This is a genomic window from Sphingomonas sp. G5, assembly GCF_052660795.1.
Genome location: NZ_CP109660.1, coordinates 2633403 through 2653136, shown reverse-complemented (window position 1 = coordinate 2653136; position 19734 = coordinate 2633403). Strand labels below are relative to the sequence as shown.

The 19734-nt window shown below is 70.7% G+C and carries 24 protein-coding genes; 14 read left to right on the top strand and 10 right to left on the bottom strand.

Annotated elements, in window-relative coordinates; genetic code table 11:
• Window position 1: 1 nt before the first annotated feature.
• Window positions 2-1441, bottom strand: a complete 1440-nt coding sequence (locus NE358_RS12770; protein ID WP_103206005.1) for a cytochrome ubiquinol oxidase subunit I — start codon at window positions 1439-1441, stop codon at window positions 2-4.
• A 132-nt stretch (window positions 1442-1573) separates the two neighbouring features.
• On the opposite strand from NE358_RS12770, the gene NE358_RS12765 reads away from it, so the two are divergent.
• Entirely contained in the window at window positions 1574-2119 is a 546-nt protein-coding gene (locus tag NE358_RS12765; RefSeq protein WP_103206006.1) for a PadR family transcriptional regulator, read from the top strand.
• 99 nt (window positions 2120-2218) lie between these two features.
• Window positions 2219-2509 (top strand): hypothetical protein, encoded by a 291-nt coding sequence (locus NE358_RS12760; protein WP_174799648.1) that lies wholly within the window; start codon window positions 2219-2221, stop codon window positions 2507-2509.
• Between the two features lie 60 nt (window positions 2510-2569).
• Here the strand turns inward: NE358_RS12760 and NE358_RS12755 are convergent, their stop codons facing one another.
• The gene (locus tag NE358_RS12755) at window positions 2570-2902 is read right to left on the bottom strand and encodes a heavy-metal-associated domain-containing protein (RefSeq protein WP_116239197.1); all 333 of its coding nucleotides are present in this window, start codon (window positions 2900-2902) and stop codon (window positions 2570-2572) included.
• A gap of 10 nt (window positions 2903-2912) precedes the next feature.
• Window positions 2913-3194, bottom strand: coding sequence for a metal-sensitive transcriptional regulator (locus NE358_RS12750; RefSeq protein WP_103206009.1), 282 nt, complete (start codon window positions 3192-3194; stop codon window positions 2913-2915).
• Between the two features lie 230 nt (window positions 3195-3424).
• Between NE358_RS12750 and NE358_RS12745 the strand changes: the two genes are divergently transcribed.
• On the top strand, window positions 3425-3787 hold the full coding sequence (locus tag NE358_RS12745; RefSeq protein ID WP_246078013.1) for a hypothetical protein: 363 nt from the start codon (window positions 3425-3427) through the stop codon (window positions 3785-3787).
• On the opposite strand, the gene NE358_RS12740 is transcribed toward NE358_RS12745, so the two are convergent.
• Both NE358_RS12740 and NE358_RS12735 read right to left on the bottom strand, forming a co-directional pair.
• Window positions 3768-4463, bottom strand: a complete 696-nt coding sequence (locus NE358_RS12740) for an ABC transporter ATP-binding protein (RefSeq protein WP_289939064.1) — start codon at window positions 4461-4463, stop codon at window positions 3768-3770. The genes NE358_RS12745 and NE358_RS12740 overlap by 20 nt on opposite strands.
• The gene (locus NE358_RS12735) at window positions 4460-5521 is read right to left on the bottom strand and encodes an FtsX-like permease family protein (RefSeq protein WP_289939062.1); all 1062 of its coding nucleotides are present in this window, start codon (window positions 5519-5521) and stop codon (window positions 4460-4462) included. The genes NE358_RS12740 and NE358_RS12735 overlap by 4 nt, the downstream gene beginning before the upstream one ends.
• A 146-nt stretch (window positions 5522-5667) precedes the next feature.
• On the opposite strand from NE358_RS12735, the gene NE358_RS12730 reads away from it, so the two are divergent.
• From NE358_RS12730 to NE358_RS12710, 5 genes are all read left to right on the top strand, one after another.
• On the top strand, window positions 5668-6831 hold the full coding sequence (locus NE358_RS12730; protein ID WP_116239194.1) for a sensor histidine kinase: 1164 nt from the start codon (window positions 5668-5670) through the stop codon (window positions 6829-6831).
• On the top strand, window positions 6828-7448 hold the full coding sequence (locus tag NE358_RS12725) for a response regulator (protein ID WP_289939060.1): 621 nt from the start codon (window positions 6828-6830) through the stop codon (window positions 7446-7448). Before NE358_RS12730 ends, NE358_RS12725 begins: the two co-directional genes overlap by 4 nt.
• 37 nt (window positions 7449-7485) lie before the next feature.
• The gene (locus tag NE358_RS12720) at window positions 7486-7989 is read left to right on the top strand and encodes a bifunctional nuclease family protein (RefSeq protein ID WP_141376281.1); all 504 of its coding nucleotides are present in this window, start codon (window positions 7486-7488) and stop codon (window positions 7987-7989) included.
• An 85-nt stretch (window positions 7990-8074) separates the two neighbouring features.
• Window positions 8075-9136: a phosphogluconate dehydrogenase (NAD(+)-dependent, decarboxylating) gene (gene gnd / locus NE358_RS12715; RefSeq protein ID WP_103206015.1), complete on the top strand. Its 1062-nt coding sequence runs from the start codon at window positions 8075-8077 to the stop codon at window positions 9134-9136.
• Between the two features lie 88 nt (window positions 9137-9224).
• Entirely contained in the window at window positions 9225-9791 is a 567-nt protein-coding gene (locus NE358_RS12710; protein WP_103206016.1) for a ribonuclease H family protein, read from the top strand.
• Here NE358_RS12710 and NE358_RS12705 read toward each other — a convergent pair.
• A complete protein-coding gene (locus NE358_RS12705) occupies window positions 9788-10744 on the bottom strand; it encodes an NAD-dependent epimerase/dehydratase family protein (RefSeq protein ID WP_289939054.1) in 957 nt (318 codons plus the stop codon). The two genes, NE358_RS12710 and NE358_RS12705, sit on opposite strands and share 4 nt — an antisense overlap.
• A gap of 188 nt (window positions 10745-10932) precedes the next feature.
• Here NE358_RS12705 and yiaA point away from each other — a divergent pair, with 188 nt between their 5' ends.
• Window positions 10933-11400: an inner membrane protein YiaA gene (yiaA, locus tag NE358_RS12700; protein ID WP_289939052.1), complete on the top strand. Its 468-nt coding sequence runs from the start codon at window positions 10933-10935 to the stop codon at window positions 11398-11400.
• Window positions 11401-11404: 4 nt separating this feature from the next.
• Here the strand turns inward: yiaA and NE358_RS12695 are convergent, their stop codons facing one another.
• Window positions 11405-12571, bottom strand: a complete 1167-nt coding sequence (locus tag NE358_RS12695) for a GNAT family N-acetyltransferase (protein ID WP_353853273.1) — start codon at window positions 12569-12571, stop codon at window positions 11405-11407.
• A gap of 212 nt (window positions 12572-12783) precedes the next feature.
• On the opposite strand from NE358_RS12695, the gene NE358_RS12690 reads away from it, so the two are divergent.
• Together NE358_RS12690 and NE358_RS12685 are read left to right on the top strand one after the other, a co-directional pair.
• Complete coding sequence (locus NE358_RS12690) at window positions 12784-13068, top strand: hypothetical protein (RefSeq protein ID WP_103206019.1); 285 nt, start codon at window positions 12784-12786, stop codon at window positions 13066-13068.
• Window positions 13065-13589 (top strand): hypothetical protein, encoded by a 525-nt coding sequence (locus NE358_RS12685; RefSeq protein ID WP_289939050.1) that lies wholly within the window; start codon window positions 13065-13067, stop codon window positions 13587-13589. The genes NE358_RS12690 and NE358_RS12685 overlap by 4 nt, the downstream gene beginning before the upstream one ends.
• 15 nt (window positions 13590-13604) lie before the next feature.
• Here the strand turns inward: NE358_RS12685 and NE358_RS12680 are convergent, their stop codons facing one another.
• Together NE358_RS12680 and NE358_RS12675 are read right to left on the bottom strand one after the other, a co-directional pair.
• Complete coding sequence (locus tag NE358_RS12680) at window positions 13605-14069, bottom strand: GNAT family N-acetyltransferase (RefSeq protein WP_289939049.1); 465 nt, start codon at window positions 14067-14069, stop codon at window positions 13605-13607.
• A gap of 84 nt (window positions 14070-14153) precedes the next feature.
• A complete protein-coding gene (locus tag NE358_RS12675) occupies window positions 14154-15188 on the bottom strand; it encodes an LLM class flavin-dependent oxidoreductase (RefSeq protein WP_103206021.1) in 1035 nt (344 codons plus the stop codon).
• A 90-nt stretch (window positions 15189-15278) separates the two neighbouring features.
• Between NE358_RS12675 and NE358_RS12670 the strand changes: the two genes are divergently transcribed.
• From NE358_RS12670 to NE358_RS12660, 3 genes are all read left to right on the top strand, one after another.
• Window positions 15279-16034 (top strand): hypothetical protein, encoded by a 756-nt coding sequence (locus tag NE358_RS12670; RefSeq protein ID WP_289939046.1) that lies wholly within the window; start codon window positions 15279-15281, stop codon window positions 16032-16034.
• A gap of 29 nt (window positions 16035-16063) precedes the next feature.
• The gene (locus tag NE358_RS12665; RefSeq protein ID WP_289939045.1) at window positions 16064-18595 is read left to right on the top strand and encodes a DEAD/DEAH box helicase; all 2532 of its coding nucleotides are present in this window, start codon (window positions 16064-16066) and stop codon (window positions 18593-18595) included.
• A 113-nt stretch (window positions 18596-18708) separates the two neighbouring features.
• Window positions 18709-18993 (top strand): hypothetical protein, encoded by a 285-nt coding sequence (locus NE358_RS12660; protein ID WP_116239183.1) that lies wholly within the window; start codon window positions 18709-18711, stop codon window positions 18991-18993.
• Between the two features lie 99 nt (window positions 18994-19092).
• Here NE358_RS12660 and NE358_RS12655 read toward each other — a convergent pair whose 3' ends face one another.
• Window positions 19093-19653, bottom strand: coding sequence for a Dps family protein (locus NE358_RS12655; protein ID WP_103206025.1), 561 nt, complete (start codon window positions 19651-19653; stop codon window positions 19093-19095).
• Window positions 19654-19734: the final 81 nt, after the last annotated feature.

Below are 19734 nucleotides of genomic sequence, written 5' to 3'. Positions count from 1 at the left end.
CCTAGTAGACCGTGGTCGGGGTGTTCTCGATGGAGTCGTCGTGCTCGGCATCCGGATCGGGCAGGGGCTCGGGGCCCTTCTGCGCGAACTTCACGATGAGACCGAACTCCACGACGGCGAGGGTGGCGTAGACGAGGGTGAAGGCGATCAGCGAGATCAGCACGCTCCAGCCGGGCACGCTGGGCGAGACGCCGTCCTGCGTGAGCATGAGCCCGAAGACGATCCACGGCTGCCGGCCCATCTCGGTGAAGAGCCAGCCGACGAGGCTCGCGAGCATCGGCAGCGGAGCGGCCCAGATCGCCACGCGCCACATCCACGGGGCGACCGGGCGGGTCGCCTTCTTTCGGGTCACCCAGAGGCCGACGACACTGACGAGCGCCGCGATGCCGCCGAGGGCGATCATCCAGCGGAACGCCCAGTAGGTGACCCAGAGGACGGGGGCGAAGTTGCCGTCGACCTGGTCGGCGAACTGCGGGAACATCTGCTGGCTGTAGAGGGTGTTGAGGTCGTTGATGCCCTCGACGCAGCCGTCGAGGGAGTGCGTGGACAGGATGCTGAGCAGGAAGGGCACGCGGATGGAGAACAGCTCGCTCGTTCCATCGGGCGTGCCGAGTGTGAAGATCGAGAACGACGCGTCCTGGCCGCAGACGGTGTTGAACGTCGCCTCGGCCGCCGCCATCTTCATCGGCTGCGTGGCCACCATGACCAGGCTCAGCTGGTCGCCCACGATTGCGACGAGCACGAAAGACACCAGCGTCGACCACAGACCGAAACGGAGCGTCTTGCGCATCATGTCGGTGTTGCGACCGCGCGCCATGTGCCAGGCCGAGACGGCGACGACGACCATCGCGGCGAACATCCAGCCCGCGAAGATCGTGTGCGGGAAGGCGGCGAGGGCGACGGGGTTCGTGAGCATGGCCCAGAAGTCCACGAGTTCGGCGCGGTGGCCGTCGGCCGACATCTGGTACCCGACCGGGTTCTGCATGAAGGCGTTGGCGGCGATGATGAAGTACGCCGACAGGGTGGCGCCGATGCCGGCCATCCAGATGCTCGCCAGGTGCGCGAGGCGGGGGAGCTTGTCCCACCCGAAGATCCAGAGGCCGATGAAGGTCGCCTCGAGGAAGAACGCGAGCAGCCCCTCGAAGGCGAGAGGTGCGCCGAAGACGTCGCCGACGAAGCGGGAGTAGGCCGACCAGTTCATGCCGAACTGGAACTCCTGCACGATTCCGGTGACCACGCCCATGGCGAAGTTGATGAGGAAGATCTTCCCGAAGAACCGGGTGATGTGAAGCCATCGCACGTCTCCGGTGCGGTACCAGACGGTCTGGAAGATCGCCACGATGAGCGACATCCCGAGCGTCAGGGGCACGAAGAGGAAGTGGTACAGCGTCGTCAACCCGAACTGCCAGCGGGCGAGGGCGAGAGGGTCGAGCCACTCCATCAGGAGCCTCCGATCGAACCGGACTGTGTGGTCAGACCACATGCTACGCCGGGGCCTTCCGGCGCGTCGGGCGATCCCTCGGCGTCGAACGATATACTCGGCAAGTCATTTCTCCGTCGCCAGGAGGCGCCCGTGTCCGTCCGTCTGAGCCTGCTCGCGATCCTCGATCGCGGCACCTGCTACGGCTCCCAGCTGCGGGCCGAGTACGAGCGCCGCACGGGCGCGCGGGTGAACGTCGGCCAGGTGTACACGACCCTCGAGCGCCTCGAGCGCGACGGGCTGGTGCAGGGCGCCGGCCTCGACGACGAAGCGCGCGTGCTGTGGGAGGTGACCGCCGACGGTCGCGCCGAGCTGCGTGCGTGGCTCTCGGGGGCATCCCTGGTCGAGGGGCGCGACGACGTGGCCCTCAAGATCGCGCTCGCCGTGACGCTGCCGGGAGCGGATGTGCCCGGCATCCTGTCGGTCCAGCGCGAAGCGGTCCGTGCGGCACTTGCCGAGGTGCAGGCGGAGCGGACGGATGCCGTTCCCGCGGCCATCGTGCTCACCGCTCGCCGGGTGCGACTCGAGGCCGACCTGCGGTGGCTCGACGAGGTCGAGACGCTCACGGCGGGGGTGGAGCCGTTCGACCTGTCGGACGAGCGTCCGCGCCGCGGTCGCCCCGCGCGCAGTGCCGTCTGACCTCGCCGTAGCTTCGATGCGACGTCTCGTCAAGGGCCGCGAGATTCACGGGTGAACGGCGCAGGCTGAGAGCACCCCGGAGGAGCCAAGGAGTCTCGCATGGTCATGGAAGCACCCCTCAGCCGCCCGGGATCATCGAAGGCTGCGGCCCGCGCCGCGGCGAAAGCGGCCCCGTCCTCCGCTCCGCCCGTCCTCACCGAGATCCCGTGGACACGCGTCGATCTCGACCTGTACGAGGTCGCCCGCGACGGGTACATCGTCGGGTACGTCGAGGTCGTCGGCGCCGTCTTCGTGGCCCTCGGCGGTGCGCGCTACGACCGCGCGGTCGAGGTGTCTCAGCACCTCACTTTCCACGCCGCCGTCGACGTCCTGGTGCGCCGCGCCTTCTGAACCCGACTCGGTGATCGGCGTCGGGTGAGGCTCGCCCGCGGGATGATCGGACGTGCGCGGTCAGCGCACGCGCGTATACCCGGCCTCGTCGATGGCTGCGGTGAGCGCGTCGTCGTCGGCCGTGCCCGCGATGCGCACGAGCGAAGCGTCGCCGACACGGAGTTCGACGTCGACGACCTCCACGCCGTCGAGCGCGTTGAGCTCTTCGGTGACCGCGCGCACGCAGTGCGCACAGGTCATCCCCTCGACGCGGATCACGTCGGTCGTCGCCGCGTCCGCGCGGACGGCAGGGGCGGATGCCGCGGCTCCGTGGCCGCACCCGCACCCGTCGCCGCACCCGCCGCCGGCGGGCGAGGTCGAGGTGAGGCCGAGGTCGATGCGCTGTTCGGTCATACGTGTCTCCTTACGAGCGGACCAGGCGAGCGATCGCCTGGTTGGCTTCTCTGAGCTTCTCTTCGGCGACGGGGCCGCCCTGTGCGGCCGCCTCGGCGACGCAGTGCGAGAGGTGGTCGTCGAGCAGTGAGAGGGCGACGTTCTCGAGAGCCTTGGTCACCGCGGAGACCTGGGTGAGGATGTCGATGCAGTACTGGTCGTCGTCGACCATGCGCGCGATGCCGCGCACCTGCCCCTCGGCGCGGCGCAGGCGCTTGAGGAGGTCGTCCTTGTGGCCCTCGTATCCGTGCATGGCTCCACGATACCCCCATGGGGTATACGTAGCACCGTCCTTCGTCCTGTCAACCCCCTCGAAATCTTCGGCTGACGAGCGGATGGTGGGGAAACCAGGAGGTCGACATGTTCTCTCGTCGCACCGGTGGTGGTCAGCGATGACCGCCGATCCCTTCCCCACCGGCCCCCACCGCCCCGTGCGCATCCCGCACCTGCCCCCGTTGCGCTCGCAGCGGCGACAATCGAAGGATGACGCGAACACTGGCAGCGCTTCCGGGCGCCGCCCGGAGGCTGTGTCTCAGCCGAAGAAACGGCGAGATCTGCACCCGTGAGGACGGCCACCGCGGCCTTCACCACCGCACCGGCGGACGGCTGCTCTGGAGCGACCTGCAAGCCGACCCGCCCGAGTGCGTCGCGGGTGGGACCCCCGCCGAACCCGCCCCCACCCTCGGCGACGGATTCCCCGGCGGCCGCGCACTCTGCCCGATCTGCTGGGCGTTCGTTAACCGCGACGACGGCGGCCTGCTCGAGCCCCACGATTCGTGGCGAGGGGACGACTCGCGCGCCGAGGCCGACCGCCGTCGCGAGTGGTTCAACGCGTACGGGTGGTGACGAGCGCCGCTCGACCGTCGACGACCTCGACGGTCTCGTCGAGTGCGTCTGCGTGCACGAGGTCGTGCGTCACGAGCAGCGTCGCCGTTTCGCGTTCCCGCGTGAGTCGTGACAGCAGAGCCATGATCTCCCCGCCCCGGGTGCTGTCGAGAGCGCTCGTCGGCTCGTCGACCAGCAGTACCCGCGGCTCGTGCACGAGAGCACGGGCGATCGCCACCCGCTGACGTTGACCGCCGGAGAGCTGGGCGGGCCGACGATCCGCCAGGGCGCCGAGACCGACGGCCTCGAGCAGCTCGTCGACCCGCGAACGAACGAGCACGCGCCGTTCGCGCCGGCCGGGGCCGCCGAGCTCGGCCATGACCCGCAGCTGATCGCGAGCGGTGAGGGCCGGAAGCAATTGCGGCTGCTGGAACACGATGCCGATGCTCTGACGCCGCAGCGCCGTCGCCGCCGCGGCGCCGAGCCGGGTGGCATCCGTCCCCGCGACGATCACCCGCCCGGAGTCGGGTCGCACGAGGGTGGCGGCCAGGGCCAGGAGGCTCGATTTGCCCGAACCCGAGGGGCCGGTGATGCCGGTCACGATGCCCGGTCGTCCCTCCAGGGTGACATGGTCGACGGCGGTGACGCGGGCGTCTCCGTCGGGGTAGGTCAGGGTGACGTCGTCGAGAAGGATCATCGGGTGCTCCCGAGGGCGGTGAGGGGGTCGGACGAGATGACGGTGCGGAGAGAGACGGCCGCACCGAGAAGGCCGAGCGCGATCAAACCCGCTGCGGGAGCGAGAGTCGTCAGCGGGCTCAGAACGAAGGGCAGCGCGCCACCCGCGAGGACGCCGAGCAGGGCGGTCAGGCCGATGCCGACCCCTACCCCTCCCACGAGAAGCACGAGGGCCTGGCCGAGAGCGTCGCGCACGAGAGCGGGCGTGCTCGCCCCGAGGGCCTTGAGCACGGCGATGTCGGCCGAGCGCTGCATGCTCCACACGGTGAAGAACGCGCCGACCACGAGCGCCGAGACGCCGAACAGCATCGCGATCATCAACGCGAGCGAGCCGATCTCGGAGCGGAACGTCGACAGCGCGGTGAGACTCGCCAGGGGAGTGGATGCCGTGGTGCCGGTGTCGGCGGCGACGGAGTCCCACGCGGGGGAGCCGGTGACGGCGAGCACCGTCGGCTGCCCCGTCCCACCCAGACGCTGGTCGAGGGCCGTCCAGGCGGCCGTGCTGAGCGTGACGACGGGCGTATGGCTGTACCAGTCGTCGCCACCGATCGCGGCCACACGGTACGACGAGCCCGCGACGGACACGTCGTCGCCCACCACCGCGTCCAGGGCCTTCGCGGCCCCCGCCGACAGGTCGACCTCGTCGTCGCGGCGCGGGGCGGCGAAGGCCGTTCCCGCGTCGAGGCCGAAGAGGGCGACGGCCGTCGCGGCGCCCGGTCCCTCGACCCGTGTCTGCAAGATGCCGACGGGGGTGACCGTCTCGACGCCCGGGGCCGCGCGCCACGCGGCGACGGTGTCGGCCGCGATGGCGGAATCCGCGAAGGTCGCACTCGCGCCCTCGACCGGGTGCAGCACGAGCCGGTCTGCGGGCAGGGCGATCACGGCCGAGACGTTCTGCACGGCCAGACCGCCCGTGAGACCCGACAGGAACCCGACGAGCAGGGTGACGAGGGCGACGACCGCCCCGATGAGGGCGAATCGCCCGCGGGCGAACCGCAGATCGCGCCATGCGACGTACACGTCGCCTCCTTTCGCCGACGACTCTCGCCGGCACCGTTCCACCCTCGCCCGGACCGCCCTGGCCGTCATCGGCGGGGTGGGCGAACCTCTCCTCCACCTTTCGGATGATTCGCCGAGGTCCCGGCATCCGTAGCCTGGATCGGGAAATGACCCATCGTCCCCTCGCCCCCGTCTTCGCGGGGCTGCGCGCGGGCTTGCACGCCCTCTTCGGCGGCCTGCTCGCTCTCGTCGTCGCGCGCGTGCTGCTGACGGACGGGTCGGTGCTCGCCCTCGTGCTCGCGGGAGCGCTGGGCGCGGTGTACCTCGCGGGCCTCTGGATCGCCCGCGCGGGGCGATCGCGGCGCGGCGTGGTGTGGGTGGCGGCGCTCACGGTGGTGTGGGCGGCACTGGTGTGGCTCGTCCCCGAGGCGGCGTACCTCGTCTTCCCGCTGTTCTTCCTGTATCTGCACGTGCTGCCCGGGGTCGCCGGTCCCGTGGCGGTCGTCGGCGCGACCGCTCTCACGATCGCCGCGTTCGCCGTCCACGGGGGCCTCACCGTCGGCGGCGTCGTCGGGCCTGTCGTCGGTGCGGGTGTGGCGCTGCTCATCGGCCTGGGCTACGGAGCCCTCGAGCGACGGGCGGCGGAGCGTGAAGCCCTCATGGCCGAGCTCCTCGCCACGCGCGATCGGCTCGCGGCCGCCGAGCGCGAGCAGGGCACCCTCGCCGAGCGGGCGCGACTGGCGCGGGAGCTGCACGACACCGTGGCGCAAGGGCTCTCCAGCATCCAGATGCTCCTCCACGCCGCGGAGCGGGCGGACGCCGACGGCCCCGGTATCGACCACGTTCGACTCGCTCGTCAGACCGCGGCCGACGGTCTCGCCGAGACTCGCCGGTTCATCCGCGAACTCTCGCCGCCGAGCCTCGATCGTGGCCTGGGGTCCGCCCTCGAGCGTCTGGCCGCCGGGTGGGGGACCCGCGAGGGCATCGACGTCGAGGTCGAGGTGGATGCCGCGGTCTCGCTGCCCATGGACGCGCAGACCGCCCTGCTGCGCATCGCCCAGGGCGCCCTCGCGAACGTCGCCCAGCACGCCGGGGCGCGGCGCGTGAGTATGCGGCTCGTGCCGCAGTCGAGCGGTGCGCGTCTGACGATCTCCGACGACGGCGCCGGGTTCGATGCGAGCGGCGCCGAGGCCGCGGCAGCCGGAACCGACTCCTTCGGGCTGCGGGCCATGCGCGAGCGCGTCGACCAGCTCGACGGCGTGCTCGAGGTCGACAGCGCGCCCGGCGTCGGTTCGACCATCACCGTGGTGCTGCCCGGAGCGACGTCGTGATCCGCGTGCTCATCGCCGACGACCACCCGGTCGTACGGGCCGGCGTCCGCGCCCTGCTCGACGCCGAGCACGACATCGCGGTCATCGGCGAGGCCGCCACCGCAGACGAAGCCGTCGCGCTCGCCGAATCGCTCGCTCCGGAGCTCGTCCTGATGGACCTGCAGTTCGGCGAGCGGGCCGCCGGCGCCGAGGCCACCCGGCGGGTGCGCGCCCTGGCCGCGCCGCCGTACGTGCTCGTGCTGACGAACTACGACACCGACGGCGACATCCTCGGCGCCGTCGAGGCGGGCGCCAGCGGTTATCTGCTGAAGGACGCCCCGCCCCACGAACTGCTCGCGGGCGTCCGCGCCGCCGCCGCGGGGCAGAGCGCCCTGGCTCCGGCCATCGCGGGGCGCCTGCTGGCCCGCCTGCGCGAGCCCCGGGTGACGCTCTCGGCGCGCGAGATCGAGGTGGTGCGACTCGTCGCCCGCGGGGCGACGAACGCCGAGGTCGCCGCGCGCCTGCACATCACCGACGCGACGGTGAAATCCCACCTCGCGCACGTGTTCTCCAAGCTCGGCGTCTCGTCGCGTACCGCCGCCGTCTCGGCCGCGCGGAGTCTCGGCATCCTGCGCTGAACGCGCGGACCACGGGCACGCCCCGTACGATGGCTGCATGATCCGGGTGCACGTCGTCGGGGTCGCACTGGATCCGGCGCAGCAGCACGTCATCCTGCTGAAGCCCGTCGACACCACGACGGACGGCGACCGGGTGCTTCCCGTCTGGATCGGGCCGCAGGAGGCCATGTCGATCCTCGTCGCGATCGAACGCACCGGCTCGCCGCGTCCTCTCGCGCACGACCTCATGACCGCGATGCTCGGTGAACTGTCGGCCTCCGTGGATCGCGTCGAGATCACCCACCTCGACGAGGGGACCTTCCACGCGCGGGTGGTGGTGAACACCCCGGCGGGGCCGCGGACCTTCGACTCCCGTCCCTCCGATGCCATCGCCCTCGCGGCACGCGCCGATGCTCCGATCCTCGTGGCGGACGCCGTGTTCGACGAGGCCGCGGTGCCCGACGAGACCGTGGAGCTCGACGGTGGGGGCGCCGACGATGACCGTGTCGAGGAATTCCGACGGTTCCTCGACGACGTCGATCCCGAGGATTTCCAGGGCTAGCACCGATCCTTCGTGCCCTCGTACGCTCCTAGACTCGCGGAGGGGCCGCGTGCGGCGGCCGTGATCCACGACGAACGGGGAACCAATGCAACTCGCCATGGTCGGACTCGGACGAATGGGCGCCAACATCGTCCGCAGGCTCATGAGGGACGGTCACGACTGCGTCGTGTTCGACGTGAACCAGGATGCCGTGGCATCCCTGGTCGCGGAGGGGGCCACCGGGGCGACGAGCATCGCCGATCTCGCCTCGAAACTGCAGAAGCCCCGCGCCGTATGGCTCATGATCCCCGCCGGTCTCACCGGCACGGTCGTCGACGAGGTCGCCGCCGTCCTCGAGCCGGGCGACATCATCATCGACGGCGGCAACTCGAACTACCGCGACGACGTGCGCCGGGCGAAGAAGCTCGACGAGAGCGGCATCCACTACGTCGACGTGGGCACGAGCGGCGGCGTCTTCGGTCTCGAGCGCGGCTACTGCCTCATGGTGGGCGGCCACGACGAGGCCGTCGCGCACCTCGAGCCGGTCCTGCGCACCGTCGCCCCCGGGCCGGGAGAGGTCGAGCGCACGCCCGGCCGAACCGGCGACTACACGACCGAGGAACGCGGCTATCTGCACTGCGGCCCCTCCGGCTCGGGTCACTTCGTGAAGATGGTCCACAACGGCATCGAGTACGGCATCATGGCGGCTCTCGCCGAGGGGCTGAACGTGCTCAACAACGCCGACGCGGGACTGCACCAGGGGGAGCACTCCGCCGAGGTCGCTCCCCTCGAGGAGCCCGAGTTCTACCAGTTCGACATCGACACGGCCCGCGTCACCGAGCTCTGGCGCCGCGGCTCGGTCATCTCGTCGTGGCTGCTCGACCTCACCGCGGCGGCTCTCGCGCAGAACCCGACGCTCGATGGTCTGGCCGGTCGCGTGTCCGACTCGGGCGAGGGGCGCTGGACCGTCAAGGCCGCCGTCGACACGGGCGTGCCGGTGCCCGTGCTGGCCGCGTCGCTGTTCGAGCGGTTCGCCTCGCGCGGCGAGGACCACTTCGCCAACCAGGTGCTCTCGGCGATGCGTCTGCAGTTCGGCGGGCACCAGGAACTGCCGGCGGGCGATGTGCTCGAGGCAGGTCAGAAGAAGGCCGAGAGCGGCCGCGACTGACCCCTGCGACGACGCCCCACCGCCGGTCATCGGGCCGGCGGCGGGGGCGTCGTCGTTCGTCCGTGGCGCCCCGGGGGAGACTAGAGGGATGAGCAGTACCGATTCCCCGTCGCCCGCTGACCGCTACGTCGTCGCCACCGACGGCGCCTGCAAGGGCAACCCCGGGCCTGCCGGGTGGGCCTGGGTCGGCGAAGACGGACACTGGGCGGCCGGATCGATCCCCGAGGGCACCAACAACATCGGCGAGCTGCTCGGGCTCCTGCACGCCATCACCGACCATGCCGACGTGCGCGAGCTCGTGGTGCAGGCCGATTCGAAGTACGCCATCGACACCTACTCGAAGTGGATGGACGGCCATCGCCGCCGCGGCTGGGTCACGAGCGCGAAGAAGCCGGTCGCCAACCAGGGCATCCTCGAAGCCCTCATCGCCGCCCGTGACGCCCGACGGGCCGCGGGCCTGCCCGACGTCGAACTCGAACACGTGCGCGGGCACTCGGGGCACGTGCTCAACTCGTGGGCCGACGAGCGCGCCGTGCGCGCGTCGCAGCACGCCGCGAAGGGTGAGGAGCTGATCTGGACCTCGCTTCGCGGTCTCGACACGCTCGAGGTGTCGTCGGCGCCTCCGCGTTCTGCGGCTGACCGCAACGGGCGTTAGGCGCCGATGATCTCCGCCTCTTCGGCGGGTGTGAGTCCGGCGCGGCGGGGGCGGTCCAGTCCGCGCTCGCGCTCATCGTCGAGCGTGCGGCGTATCGTCTCGGCGAGGGAGCGGCGTCGCCCTCCGGATGCCACGAAGGCGGCGTCGCTGCGCCGTGCGAATCCGCCCGCGCTCTCGGGCAGCCACAGGGGGAGTGAGCGCGGCCCGGCCCAGTAGGCGACGCCGCGCGCGATGAGGGTGTCATCGTCGAGGGTGACGGTCTCGCTCGCCGTTCCGGCCGCATCGCGGGCCGCCGCGAGCACCGCGGCGAGCGGCAGTTCTTCGCCGACCGCGTTGATCGGGCCCGTGACACCCGTGCGTCCGGCGTGCGCGATCCACGCGGCGAGATCGTCCACGTCGATCGCCTGGACGTGACGGCCGGCCGCCACGGGCGCGACGACCCGCCCGCCGCGGGCGTACCGTGCGGGCCAGTAGCCGAAGCGGTCGGTGGGATCGCCCGGCCCCGCGATCAGCCCCGCCCGCGCGAGGAGCACCCGGTCACCCAGTCGCGCCGAGGTGAGCCGTTCGGCGTGCACCTTGGCATCCGGATACTGCTCGAGGTCGCTCGGCTCGACGAGCCCCGCCGACTCGTCGGCGAACGGGATGTCGGAGCGGGCATAGACCGAGACGCTCGACACGAGGGTCCAGTGCGCGGCCCGGTCGGCGAGGGCGTCGAGGGCGGATGCCACGAACCCCGCGTCCCACGAGAGCTCGACCACCTCGTCCCAGTCGCGCTGCACGCGCGCGTAGGAGTCGGGGTCGTTGCGGTCGGCGCGGATCAGTCGTGCGCCCGGTGCCGTCTCGCCGGATTCGCCGCGGGCGAGGCAGGTGACCTCGGCCCCCTGCGCGAGGGCCTGCGCCGCGACGGCGCGGCCGAGCCATCCGGTTCCACCGAGGATGAGGAGCTGTCGCATGCGGGCCAGCAAACCATCTTCGGCGGCGCCAGGTCGACGGGGTTCGCGGACGGCGGACGAGGACCCGTGGTCGCTCCCCGTCGTTGTCCACAGGTGAAGGGATCATGGCATTTTCGGCATGAACTTTCCGCTAGCTTCTCCGCCACGGCATACGTCCCCGCCAGGGGACCCGACGAAGGGGTGGAAAGATGACGGATGGACACGCTCAACACATGCTCGGTCGCCCGACCGGAGCGTTCGTGGGGGCCTCGTGGGTGGCGCTCGGGCTGGGGGCCTCGGTGTACTTCATCGGCCTGTACAACGCACAGATGACGCTCGCCGAGAAGGGGTTCTACCTCGCGGTCTTCCTGCTCGGTCTCTTCGCCGCCATCTCGGTGCAGAAGGTCGTCCGCGACCGTGCGGAAGACATCCCCGTGACCGGCGCTTACCTCGGCGTCGCCTGGGGCATGCTTCTCGTCGCGCTCGCCCTCATGGCGGTCGGCCTCTGGAACGCCGAGCTGCTGCTGTCCGAGAAGGGCTTCTACGGCATCGGCTTCGCGATGAGCCTCTTCGCCGTTGTCGCGGTGCAGAAGAACGTGCGTGACCTCGCGGCGTTCCGGAACCTCCACCCCGACAGTGCGCCGGCGGAGTACACCGCCTTCCCGGCGAACGGGTGACGCCTCAGCCGACCGGCGTCCCCTGGTGGAACAGGCACCGCGGTGCGGGGTCGCAGCGCCAGAGGGACGACCGGCGGCTGACGCGGTTCTCGAAGCGCAGCAGATAGGTCAAGAGGACCGTGTCAGGTCCGACGAGCCGACTCTCTCGTTCTTCGACGAGGGGCGAGGAGTCGGTTCCCGGTTCATCCCCCAGGGCGGCGACGATCCCGTCTCGCGTCCACCGACGGCCGGACTGGCCGACCTCGACGAACTCGGGGTCGAGCAACCGGTTCAGCTCGCGAGGGTTCGAGCGCACCGCCGGATGCAGAAGCGTCTCTTCGGCCGCCCAGGCCGTGACGATGAGGGCGTCGGCATCCAAGGCCCTTCCGTGGATGACGTAGAAGCGCTGGATCCCGGCGGTCTCGCGTCCCCACGTGCTCGCGGCGACGCGGCGCTGGTGCGCGTCGAAAGCCGCTTCATCGACGAAGCGCTCCGACACGCTCCAGACGCCGTCGGTGTCGGTGGGGTCGACGTCGAAAGAGAGGCATCCCGGTTCCGCACGTGTCAGAGCGATGTGCTCGGCGAGATGTGCGCGCACGCGCTGCGCCTCGGTGGCGTCGGCGCAGCGCAACTCGCCGCGGAGCGTCACCTCGGGTCCACGCGGCACGGGCGTCGTGGAGCCACTCGCCCAGTCGCGGCGCAGAACGCTGTAGGCGACGGATGCCAGGGGGGCGCTGCCCTCGACGGGCCAGCCGTCGCGGTAGTGCGCCTCTAGCACCCAGCCGCACTGATCGAAGACCCGCCGCATGGCGACGTTGTCGTCGCGGGTCTGGCCCTCGAAGCGGATGACGCCGGGGTGGTGCGAGAAGACGAGGTGGGTCGCGGCCGACAACGCCGCCGAGCCGAAGCCTCGACCGCGGGCGCCGTCGGCGAGGCGCAGATCGACCGTCACGGTGGCGTCTTGCAGGTCCTCCAGCCGGATCACACCGACGCGGCCGTCCCTCTCGTCGTCGATCCAGAAGGTCTCGACGTCGTCGCCGTCCCAGGAGCCCGCGCGGATGTCGTTCTCGACCTGCGCGACCGTCGGACGCACGCGCACGTGGAACGGGAAGGTGTTCGAGGTGAGGAACGCCGTCAGCGCGGCGCGATCGTCTGCACCCGAGAGATCGACACGCGTCAGAGAGATGCCCACGTGTCCACCGTAGACACGAACGCCCCGCGGCGGCGGATCGAGGCGCGGGTACCCTGGAAAGCCGTCCCTGCCCGTCGTCATGGACGGGTCCGGTTCCCCGCGTTCAGCCCCCCTCCCAGGAGCATCCCATCGCCGTCTCGCCCTCTCCGACACGGATCCGCGCCCTCCGCACCGCGTCCCTCGCCACCGCCGGTATCGGTGCCGCGATCACCATGGGTGCCCTGGGGCCATGGTTCACCCCCGTCATCCTCCTCGTCGCGACGGCGGGAGCGCTGCTGGTCATCTGGCGCACCAGCGCGGGTGCCATCGGCGCGCGGGCGATCGTGCCGGTGCTCGCTGTCGTCGTCGTGCTGACGATCGCGGCGTTGCTCGGGGTCATCGGCATCCTGCCCTCCGCGTGGGTGTGGGCCGCTCTCGGCGCCTACGCGGTGGCGTGGGGCGAGTACCTCGTGTCGCAGACCATCGCCCGCTCGCGGGGACTGACGGAGTACCGGTGATTCCCGTCGCGTTCCGTCTCGTCGCGGCCGTGGCGCATGCCCACGAGCGCGGCTGGCAGGGCATCCGCATCAACGCGAACCTCTACGCGACGGGGCACTGGCGGTGTCGCGTGTTCGTTCCCGAACCGGGCGAGACGCACGACAGTCCTCTCGAGCGGGAGAGCAACGTGGTGCTGAGGTACTCCAGCGCGGGCGGAGAGGACGTCTTTCAGGACGGGCGCACCGATTGGACGACCGAGACCCTGGCCGGCCGCTTCATCGAGCTCGCACGGCCCCACGCCGCGGCATCCGAACCGGACGCGGGGTACGCGACCTGGCTTGCCGAGCTGCGCCGTCGAACCGGCGGCGGAGCGTTCTGGATGGCCGAGGACGCGATGAGCCGTCAAGCCCTGTGGCGCGAGCGGGGTCTCGTCTGCCTCTGGTACGCCGATCCCGGAGCGAAGCGGGCGGATGCCACGGGCGCCGTCGATCAGAACGGGTGGACGCTCGACGGCACGATGCGGGTGCCGCCGGCACGCTGACCAGCGCGGCTCGGGTCACCGCAGCTCGAGGCAGACGAGTCCCGGCCGGTCGTCCCACGACGGGACGACCTCGAAACCCGCAGCGCGGTACATCCGCACCGCGGGCTCACGCCAATCCCAGACCGACAGACGCACCGGTCGCACGGCTCCGCTGAGCGCAGCCGTGAGCAACGCGGTTCCGACGCCTCGCCCCCGGGCGCGCGGATCGGTCCACACCCGCGAGAGTTCCGTGCCTTCGGGCACGGTCGATGAGACGACGAGACCGACATCTGCGCCGTCGACGGTGGCGATGAGGGCGTGCCGGCCCGCGAATGCCGCCGCCGGGTCGTCGATCTCCCGCGCGTACCGCTCGGGAAACGTGTCGGCGGCGAGCCCGCGCTCGCCCTTCTCCGCCTCCGTCTGTCGCAGGTACGCCCCGACGAGGGCGCTGACGGCCGCGGCGTCTCGCGGGAAGACGGCTTCGCGGACGGTGACGCTCACCCTCTCACCGTACGACTCTCCGCGAAACGCCGAACGGATCCGGATGCCGAGTCGATCGGCATCCGGATCCGTTCGGGGAGTTGCTCAGACCGTCGCGAGGGTCGACTGCCATCCGAGGGCGGGGGCGACGTGCTTCGCGAAGTTCTCGACGAGGCGCAGGTTGAACTCCACCCCCATCTGAGACGGGATCGTGAGCATGAGCGTGTCGGCGCTCATCACGGCGGCGTCGTTCTGCAGCTGCTCGACGAGCTTGTCGGGGGTCGCGGCGTAGGTCTTGCCGAAGGTCGAGCGCATGCCGTCGATCACGCCGATCTGGTCGCTGCCGGCCGAGCCGCCGAAGTACATCTCGTCTTCCGCGGTGACGATGGGGAAGATGCTGCGGCTGACCGAGGTGCGCGGTTCGCCCTCGTGGCCGGCCTCGCGCCACGCGGCGCGGAAGGCATCGAGCTGCTGCGCCTGCAGGAGGTCGAAGGGCGTGCCGTCGGCCTCGGTGAGCAGCGTCGATGACATGAGGTTAACGCCGATCCGCCCGGCCCACTCCGCGGTGGCCGTGGTGCCGGCGCCCCACCAGATGCGCTTGCGAAGCCCCGGGGAGTGCGGCTCGATGCGCTGCAGGCCCGTGCCGCCGCCGAAGGGGCTCATCGGGTCGCGCTCGGCGAGACCCTCGCCGTCGATCGCGCGGAGGAACAGGTCGAAGTGCTCGCGGGCGATATCGCTGCCGCGCGGATCCTCGGACCCGGTGTAGCCGAAGGCCTCGTAGCCGCGGACGACCGTCTCGGGTGACCCGCGGCTCACGCCCAGGGCGAGGCGGTTGGCGCTGATGAGGTCGACGGATGCCGCCTCCTCGGCGAGCATGAGGGGGTTCTCGTATCGCATGTCGATGACGCCGGTGCCGACCTCGATGCGCGAGGTGCGCGCGGCGATGGCGGCGAGCAGGGGCATGGGGGCCGCCTGCTGGCGTGCGAAGTGGTGCACGCGGAACGAGACGCCGTTGACCCCGAGGTCGTCCATGCCCTGGGCGAGGTCGATCGCCTGGAGCATCGAGTCGCCGGCGCTGAGCTGGCGACCGCCGCCGAGGGGGCCGTAATGGCCGAAGGAGAGTGTGCCGAAGGAGCGCATGACGTGTGTAACGCCGCGGTCGGTGATCTATTCCCACGCATATACCGGGAGTCGGCCCCGGCCCCCGGGAGGTGTGAAACCATTCTGGATATGGACGACGATGTGCGTGAGGAGTTGCGTCTGTTGCGCGCGCGGGCCTACGGCCCCGAGGCCGACATCGCCGACGACCCGGTCGCCGTCTCGCGTCTTCGAGACCTCGAAGAGCTCGAGCGCGAGGACCGGCTCCCCACGGCTCCGCGAACGCCGCCCGCCCCGCCGGCGGGTTCGAGCGCCGCGGTCGCGTCCGCGCAGCACGACGAGGAGGACGAGGAGGACGAGGAGGAGATCCGCCGCGAGCGCCCTCCCCTCGTGCACTCGAAGCGCCGCCTCTGGGCATGGGCGGTCTCGCTGGCCGCGGTCGCCGCCCTCGCCAGCGCGGCAACCGCGATGAGCGTGTCGTTCGTGCCCGTGACCGCGACGGCGGGAGCACCCCAGGTCGACACACTCGTGCCCGACCCGGACTCCTCGGCTCCCGCCGTGTTCGGTGAGCGCACGGGCGCGGAACGCGGCTACGAGAACTACTACGGGGTTGCGGCGTTCACGGGGCGGGCTGCCACCGACGCGACCGACAACCGCAACCCCTGTCTCTACCTGCTCGACGCCGACGAGGTGGACGCCGACGACACGCGCGGCTTCCGCGGCAACTTCGTCTACGGCGGCTGTGGAGCCGGGGTGTTCCCCGCCACCGTGCAGTTCGTCGTCGCCGACGGCATGCCCGCCGCCTTCGTCCAGCGCTTCCCGGTCGGCACGAGCGTGCAGTTCGTCTTCGACGGCGAGAACGTGGGCGTCTTCAGCGACAGGGGCTGAGCCCGCCCGGTGAATGAGAGGGTGGGGGAGTGACCCCCCTTCTCGAGAACGTCCCCGTCGGCGCCGATCCGGATGCCGTGTACCTGGGCTTCGTCGAGTGGGCGGCCTCGCGAGGGCTCACGCTGTACCCCGCGCAAGACGAAGCAGTGATCGAGATCGTGTCGGGCGCGAACGTGATCCTGTCCACCCCGACCGGCACGGGCAAGTCGCTCGTCGCGGTGGCCGCGCATGCGGCATCCCTCGCCCGGGGCGGCCGCACCTATTACACGGCGCCGATCAAGGCCCTGGTGAGCGAGAAGTTCTTCGCCCTGGTCGACATCTTCGGCGCCGAGAACGTCGGCATGGTCACGGGGGACTCCTCGGTGAATTCCGATGCCCCGATCATCTGCTGCACGGCCGAGATCCTGGCGAACCTGGCCCTCCGCCAGGGTGCCGACGCCGACGTCGACCAGGTCGTGATGGACGAGTTCCACTACTACGGCGAGGCCGACCGCGGCTGGGCATGGCAGGTGCCATTGCTGTTGCTCACGCGCGCGCAGTTCATCCTCATGTCGGCCACGCTCGGCGACGTCGAGAACATCGCCGACGACCTGACGCGCCGCACCGGCCGCAACACCGCGCGGGTGACGGGCGTCGAACGACCGGTACCCCTTCACTTCGAGTACGCCCGGACGCCCGTGCACGAGACGGTGCAGGAACTGCTCGACACCCGGCAAGCGCCGATCTACGTCGTGCACTTCTCTCAGGCCGCCGCGATGGAACGGGCGCAGGCGCTGTCGTCGATCCGCATCATCGGGCGCGAGCAGCGCGACGAGATCGCCGAGGCGATCGGCGGCTTCCGCTTCACGACCGGCTTCGGCAAGACCCTCTCGCGCTACGTGCGCGCGGGGATCGGCGTGCACCACGCCGGCATGCTGCCGCGGTACCGGCGGCTCGTCGAGACTCTCGCGCAGCGCGGGCTGCTGCGGGTGATCTGCGGCACCGACACCCTCGGCGTCGGCATCAACGTACCGATTCGCACCGTGCTGATGACGGCGCTGACCAAGTACGACGGCACGCGCATGCGCCAGCTCTCGGCGCGCGAGTTCCACCAGATCGCCGGTCGCGCCGGCCGCGCAGGCTATGACACCGCGGGAACGGTCGTCGTCATGGCCCCCGACCACGAGATCGAGAACGCCGCTCAGATCCTCAAGGCCGGCGACGACCTCAAGAAGCAGAAGAAGATCGTGCGCAAGAAGGCGCCGCAGGGCTTCGTCAACTGGACCGAGCAGAGCTACGACCGCCTGGTCGCGGCCGAACCCGAGCCCCTCGTCCCGCAGATGAAGCTCTCGGCCGCCATGCTCATCAACGTCATCGCGCGCGGCGGAGACGTCTTCGCGAACGTCCGCTCGCTCGTCTTCGACAACCACGAGCCTCGCGCCCGCCAGTACGAGCTCGCCCGCCGGGCCCTCGCGATCTTCCGCACCCTCGTTCAGGCGGGGGTCGTCGAGGCCGGGGCCGACGGCATCCGTCTCACGGTCGATCTGCAGCCGAACTTCGCCCTCAACCAGCCGCTGTCTCCCTTCGCGCTCGCCGCGATCGAGATGCTCGACCCCGAGGTCGAACTCGGAAGGGCACCGGATGCCGCGCCCCCGGCGTCATCGGTCGGCACGGGCCACTACGCGCTCGACGTCGTCAGCGTCATCGAGGCGACGCTCGACGACCCGCGCCCGATCCTGTCGCAGCAGCAGTTCCGCGCTCGCGGCGAAGCGGTCGGGGCGATGAAGCGCGAGGGCATCGAGTACGACGAGCGCATGGAGCTGCTCGAGCAGATCACCTGGCCCAAGCCGCTGGACGAGCTGCTCGCGCAGGCCTACGAAGTGTTCGCCTCCAGCCAGCCGTGGATCCGCGACTTCGAGCTGTCGCCCAAGTCCGTCGTGCGCGACATGTTCGAGCGGGCGTGCTCGTTCGGCGAGTACGTGTCGCTGTACCAGCTCGCCCGCAGCGAAGGTCTGGTGCTGCGCTACCTCAGCGACGCGTATCGCGCGATCCGCCAGACGGTGCCGGTCGATGCACAGACGCCCGATCTGCTCGACCTCATCGCCTGGCTCGGCGAGGTGGTGCGTCAAGTCGACTCGAGCCTGGTCGACGAGTGGGAGCAGCTCATCAATCCCGCAGACGACCCGGACGCCCCGGTGGTGCCGCCCGCGCCGCCGTCGATCCTCACCAATCGTCGTGCCTTCGTCGTGCTCGTGCGCAATGAGATGTTCCGGCGTGTGCAGCTGGCGGCGCTGCAGCGCGACGACGAGCTGGTCGAGCTCGACCCCGACGTCGACTGGCCGGGGGTGCTCGACGACTACTTCGAGGAGCACGACACGATCGGCACCGGCGGCGCGGCGCGTTCGTCTTCCCTCGTCGTCATCGACGAGTCCTCGGCCGCCGAGGGCGTCTGGCGGGTCGAGCAGATCCTCGACGACCCCGCCGGCGACCACGACTGGCGAATGCGCGCGGAGGTCGACCTCGCCGCCTCCGAGGAGGAGGGCACCGCGATCGTGCGCGTGACCGAGGTGCTGCGGCTCTGATCGCTCCTCCTGAGGGCGGCCCGGGCGAAGTTCTCCACTGTCCGACATCATCACCGCGGGGCGGGAGCACGGTGCTCTACAGTCATTGCATCCCACCCCGAAAGGATTGCCCGATGGAGACTCTTCCTCTGCTCTCGACGGCGGTCGGTCTGGTCGTGACGCTCTCCGTCACCATCCTGAGCGGGATGAAGTGGATGCTCGGCCGTGTCGAGCACCGGACCGATGCCCGCTTCGCGGAAATGGACGCGCGCTTCGAGCGGATGGACGCGCGGTTCGACCGGATGGAAACCCGCACCGATGAGCGCTTCGCGGAGGTCGGAGCGTCTCTCATGGAGGTCAAGCTCGGTCTCGCCCGCCTCGAAGGCCCGCACCCGCCGTTCCTCATCGCGCGCGGCTGAGCCGTCGCGCGGACGTGAGCCGTGGCGCGGACGGAACCACCGCACGAACGACGGATGCCGAGGCCCTGAGGCCCCGGCATCCGATGTGTTCTGCGGTGATTACGACTTACGGGCGACGCGGTTCTCGGCGCTGACCATCCACGACAGCTGCTCGAGGCGCTCGAGCACGCCGTGCAGGATATCGGCGCTGGTCGGGTCTTCGTCGTCGACGTCGTCGTGCACGTCGCGGACGGTGCCGACCGTCGCGTCGAGGCGCTCGGTGATCAGGTCGATGACCTCGGCCGTGTCGACCTCGCCCTGGGGGAACTCCGGCAGGGTCGTGGTCTCGGCGATCGTGTCGCTGCGTCCGTCGGGCAGCGCGTGCAGGGCACGCATACGCTCGGCGATCTCGTCGCTGAACTCACGGGCGGCGTCGATGATCTCGTCGAGCTGCAGGTGCGTGTCGCGGAAGTTCTTGCCCACGACGTTCCAGTGGGCCTGCTTGCCCTGGATCGACAGCTCGATCAGGTCGACGAGGACGGCCTGCAGGCTGTCGGTCAGCTTCTCCGAGGCCTGGAAGCCCTTCTCGGCGTTCTGCTCGTCGGTGGTCTCGGGACCGCTGCCGCCGCGGGCCGGGCGACGACGGTTCTTGGTGGGGGCGTCCTTGGTGGTGGTGGACATGCGCGTTCCTTTCACTCACGGTCGATAGCGACGTTAGGCGGGACGCTCGAGCGCTCGACGGGGGTTGCGACTGCGGCGGAG

Bases quoted from the DNA above. Each gene is read 5' to 3' on its own strand.
- NE358_RS12770 (WP_103206005.1), bottom strand. From the start codon at position 1,441: ATGGAGTGGCTCGACCCTCTCGCCCTCGCCCGCTGGCAGTTCGGGTTG.
- NE358_RS12760 (WP_174799648.1), top strand. From the start codon at position 2,219: ATGGTCATGGAAGCACCCCTCAGCCGCCCGGGATCATCGAAGGCTGCG.
- NE358_RS12755 (WP_116239197.1), bottom strand. From the start codon at position 2,902: ATGACCGAACAGCGCATCGACCTCGGCCTCACCTCGACCTCGCCCGCC.
- NE358_RS12750 (WP_103206009.1), bottom strand. From the start codon at position 3,194: ATGCACGGATACGAGGGCCACAAGGACGACCTCCTCAAGCGCCTGCGC.
- NE358_RS12745 (WP_246078013.1), top strand. From the start codon at position 3,425: ATGACGCGAACACTGGCAGCGCTTCCGGGCGCCGCCCGGAGGCTGTGT.
- NE358_RS12740 (WP_289939064.1), bottom strand. From the start codon at position 4,463: ATGATCCTTCTCGACGACGTCACCCTGACCTACCCCGACGGAGACGCC.
- NE358_RS12730 (WP_116239194.1), top strand. From the start codon at position 5,668: ATGACCCATCGTCCCCTCGCCCCCGTCTTCGCGGGGCTGCGCGCGGGC.
- NE358_RS12720 (WP_141376281.1), top strand. From the start codon at position 7,486: ATGATCCGGGTGCACGTCGTCGGGGTCGCACTGGATCCGGCGCAGCAG.
- gnd (WP_103206015.1), top strand. From the start codon at position 8,075: ATGCAACTCGCCATGGTCGGACTCGGACGAATGGGCGCCAACATCGTC.
- NE358_RS12710 (WP_103206016.1), top strand. From the start codon at position 9,225: ATGAGCAGTACCGATTCCCCGTCGCCCGCTGACCGCTACGTCGTCGCC.
- NE358_RS12705 (WP_289939054.1), bottom strand. From the start codon at position 10,744: ATGCGACAGCTCCTCATCCTCGGTGGAACCGGATGGCTCGGCCGCGCC.
- yiaA (WP_289939052.1), top strand. From the start codon at position 10,933: ATGACGGATGGACACGCTCAACACATGCTCGGTCGCCCGACCGGAGCG.
- NE358_RS12690 (WP_103206019.1), top strand. From the start codon at position 12,784: ATGGGTGCCCTGGGGCCATGGTTCACCCCCGTCATCCTCCTCGTCGCG.
- NE358_RS12675 (WP_103206021.1), bottom strand. From the start codon at position 15,188: ATGCGCTCCTTCGGCACACTCTCCTTCGGCCATTACGGCCCCCTCGGC.
- NE358_RS12670 (WP_289939046.1), top strand. From the start codon at position 15,279: ATGGACGACGATGTGCGTGAGGAGTTGCGTCTGTTGCGCGCGCGGGCC.
- NE358_RS12660 (WP_116239183.1), top strand. From the start codon at position 18,709: ATGGAGACTCTTCCTCTGCTCTCGACGGCGGTCGGTCTGGTCGTGACG.
- NE358_RS12655 (WP_103206025.1), bottom strand. From the start codon at position 19,653: ATGTCCACCACCACCAAGGACGCCCCCACCAAGAACCGTCGTCGCCCG.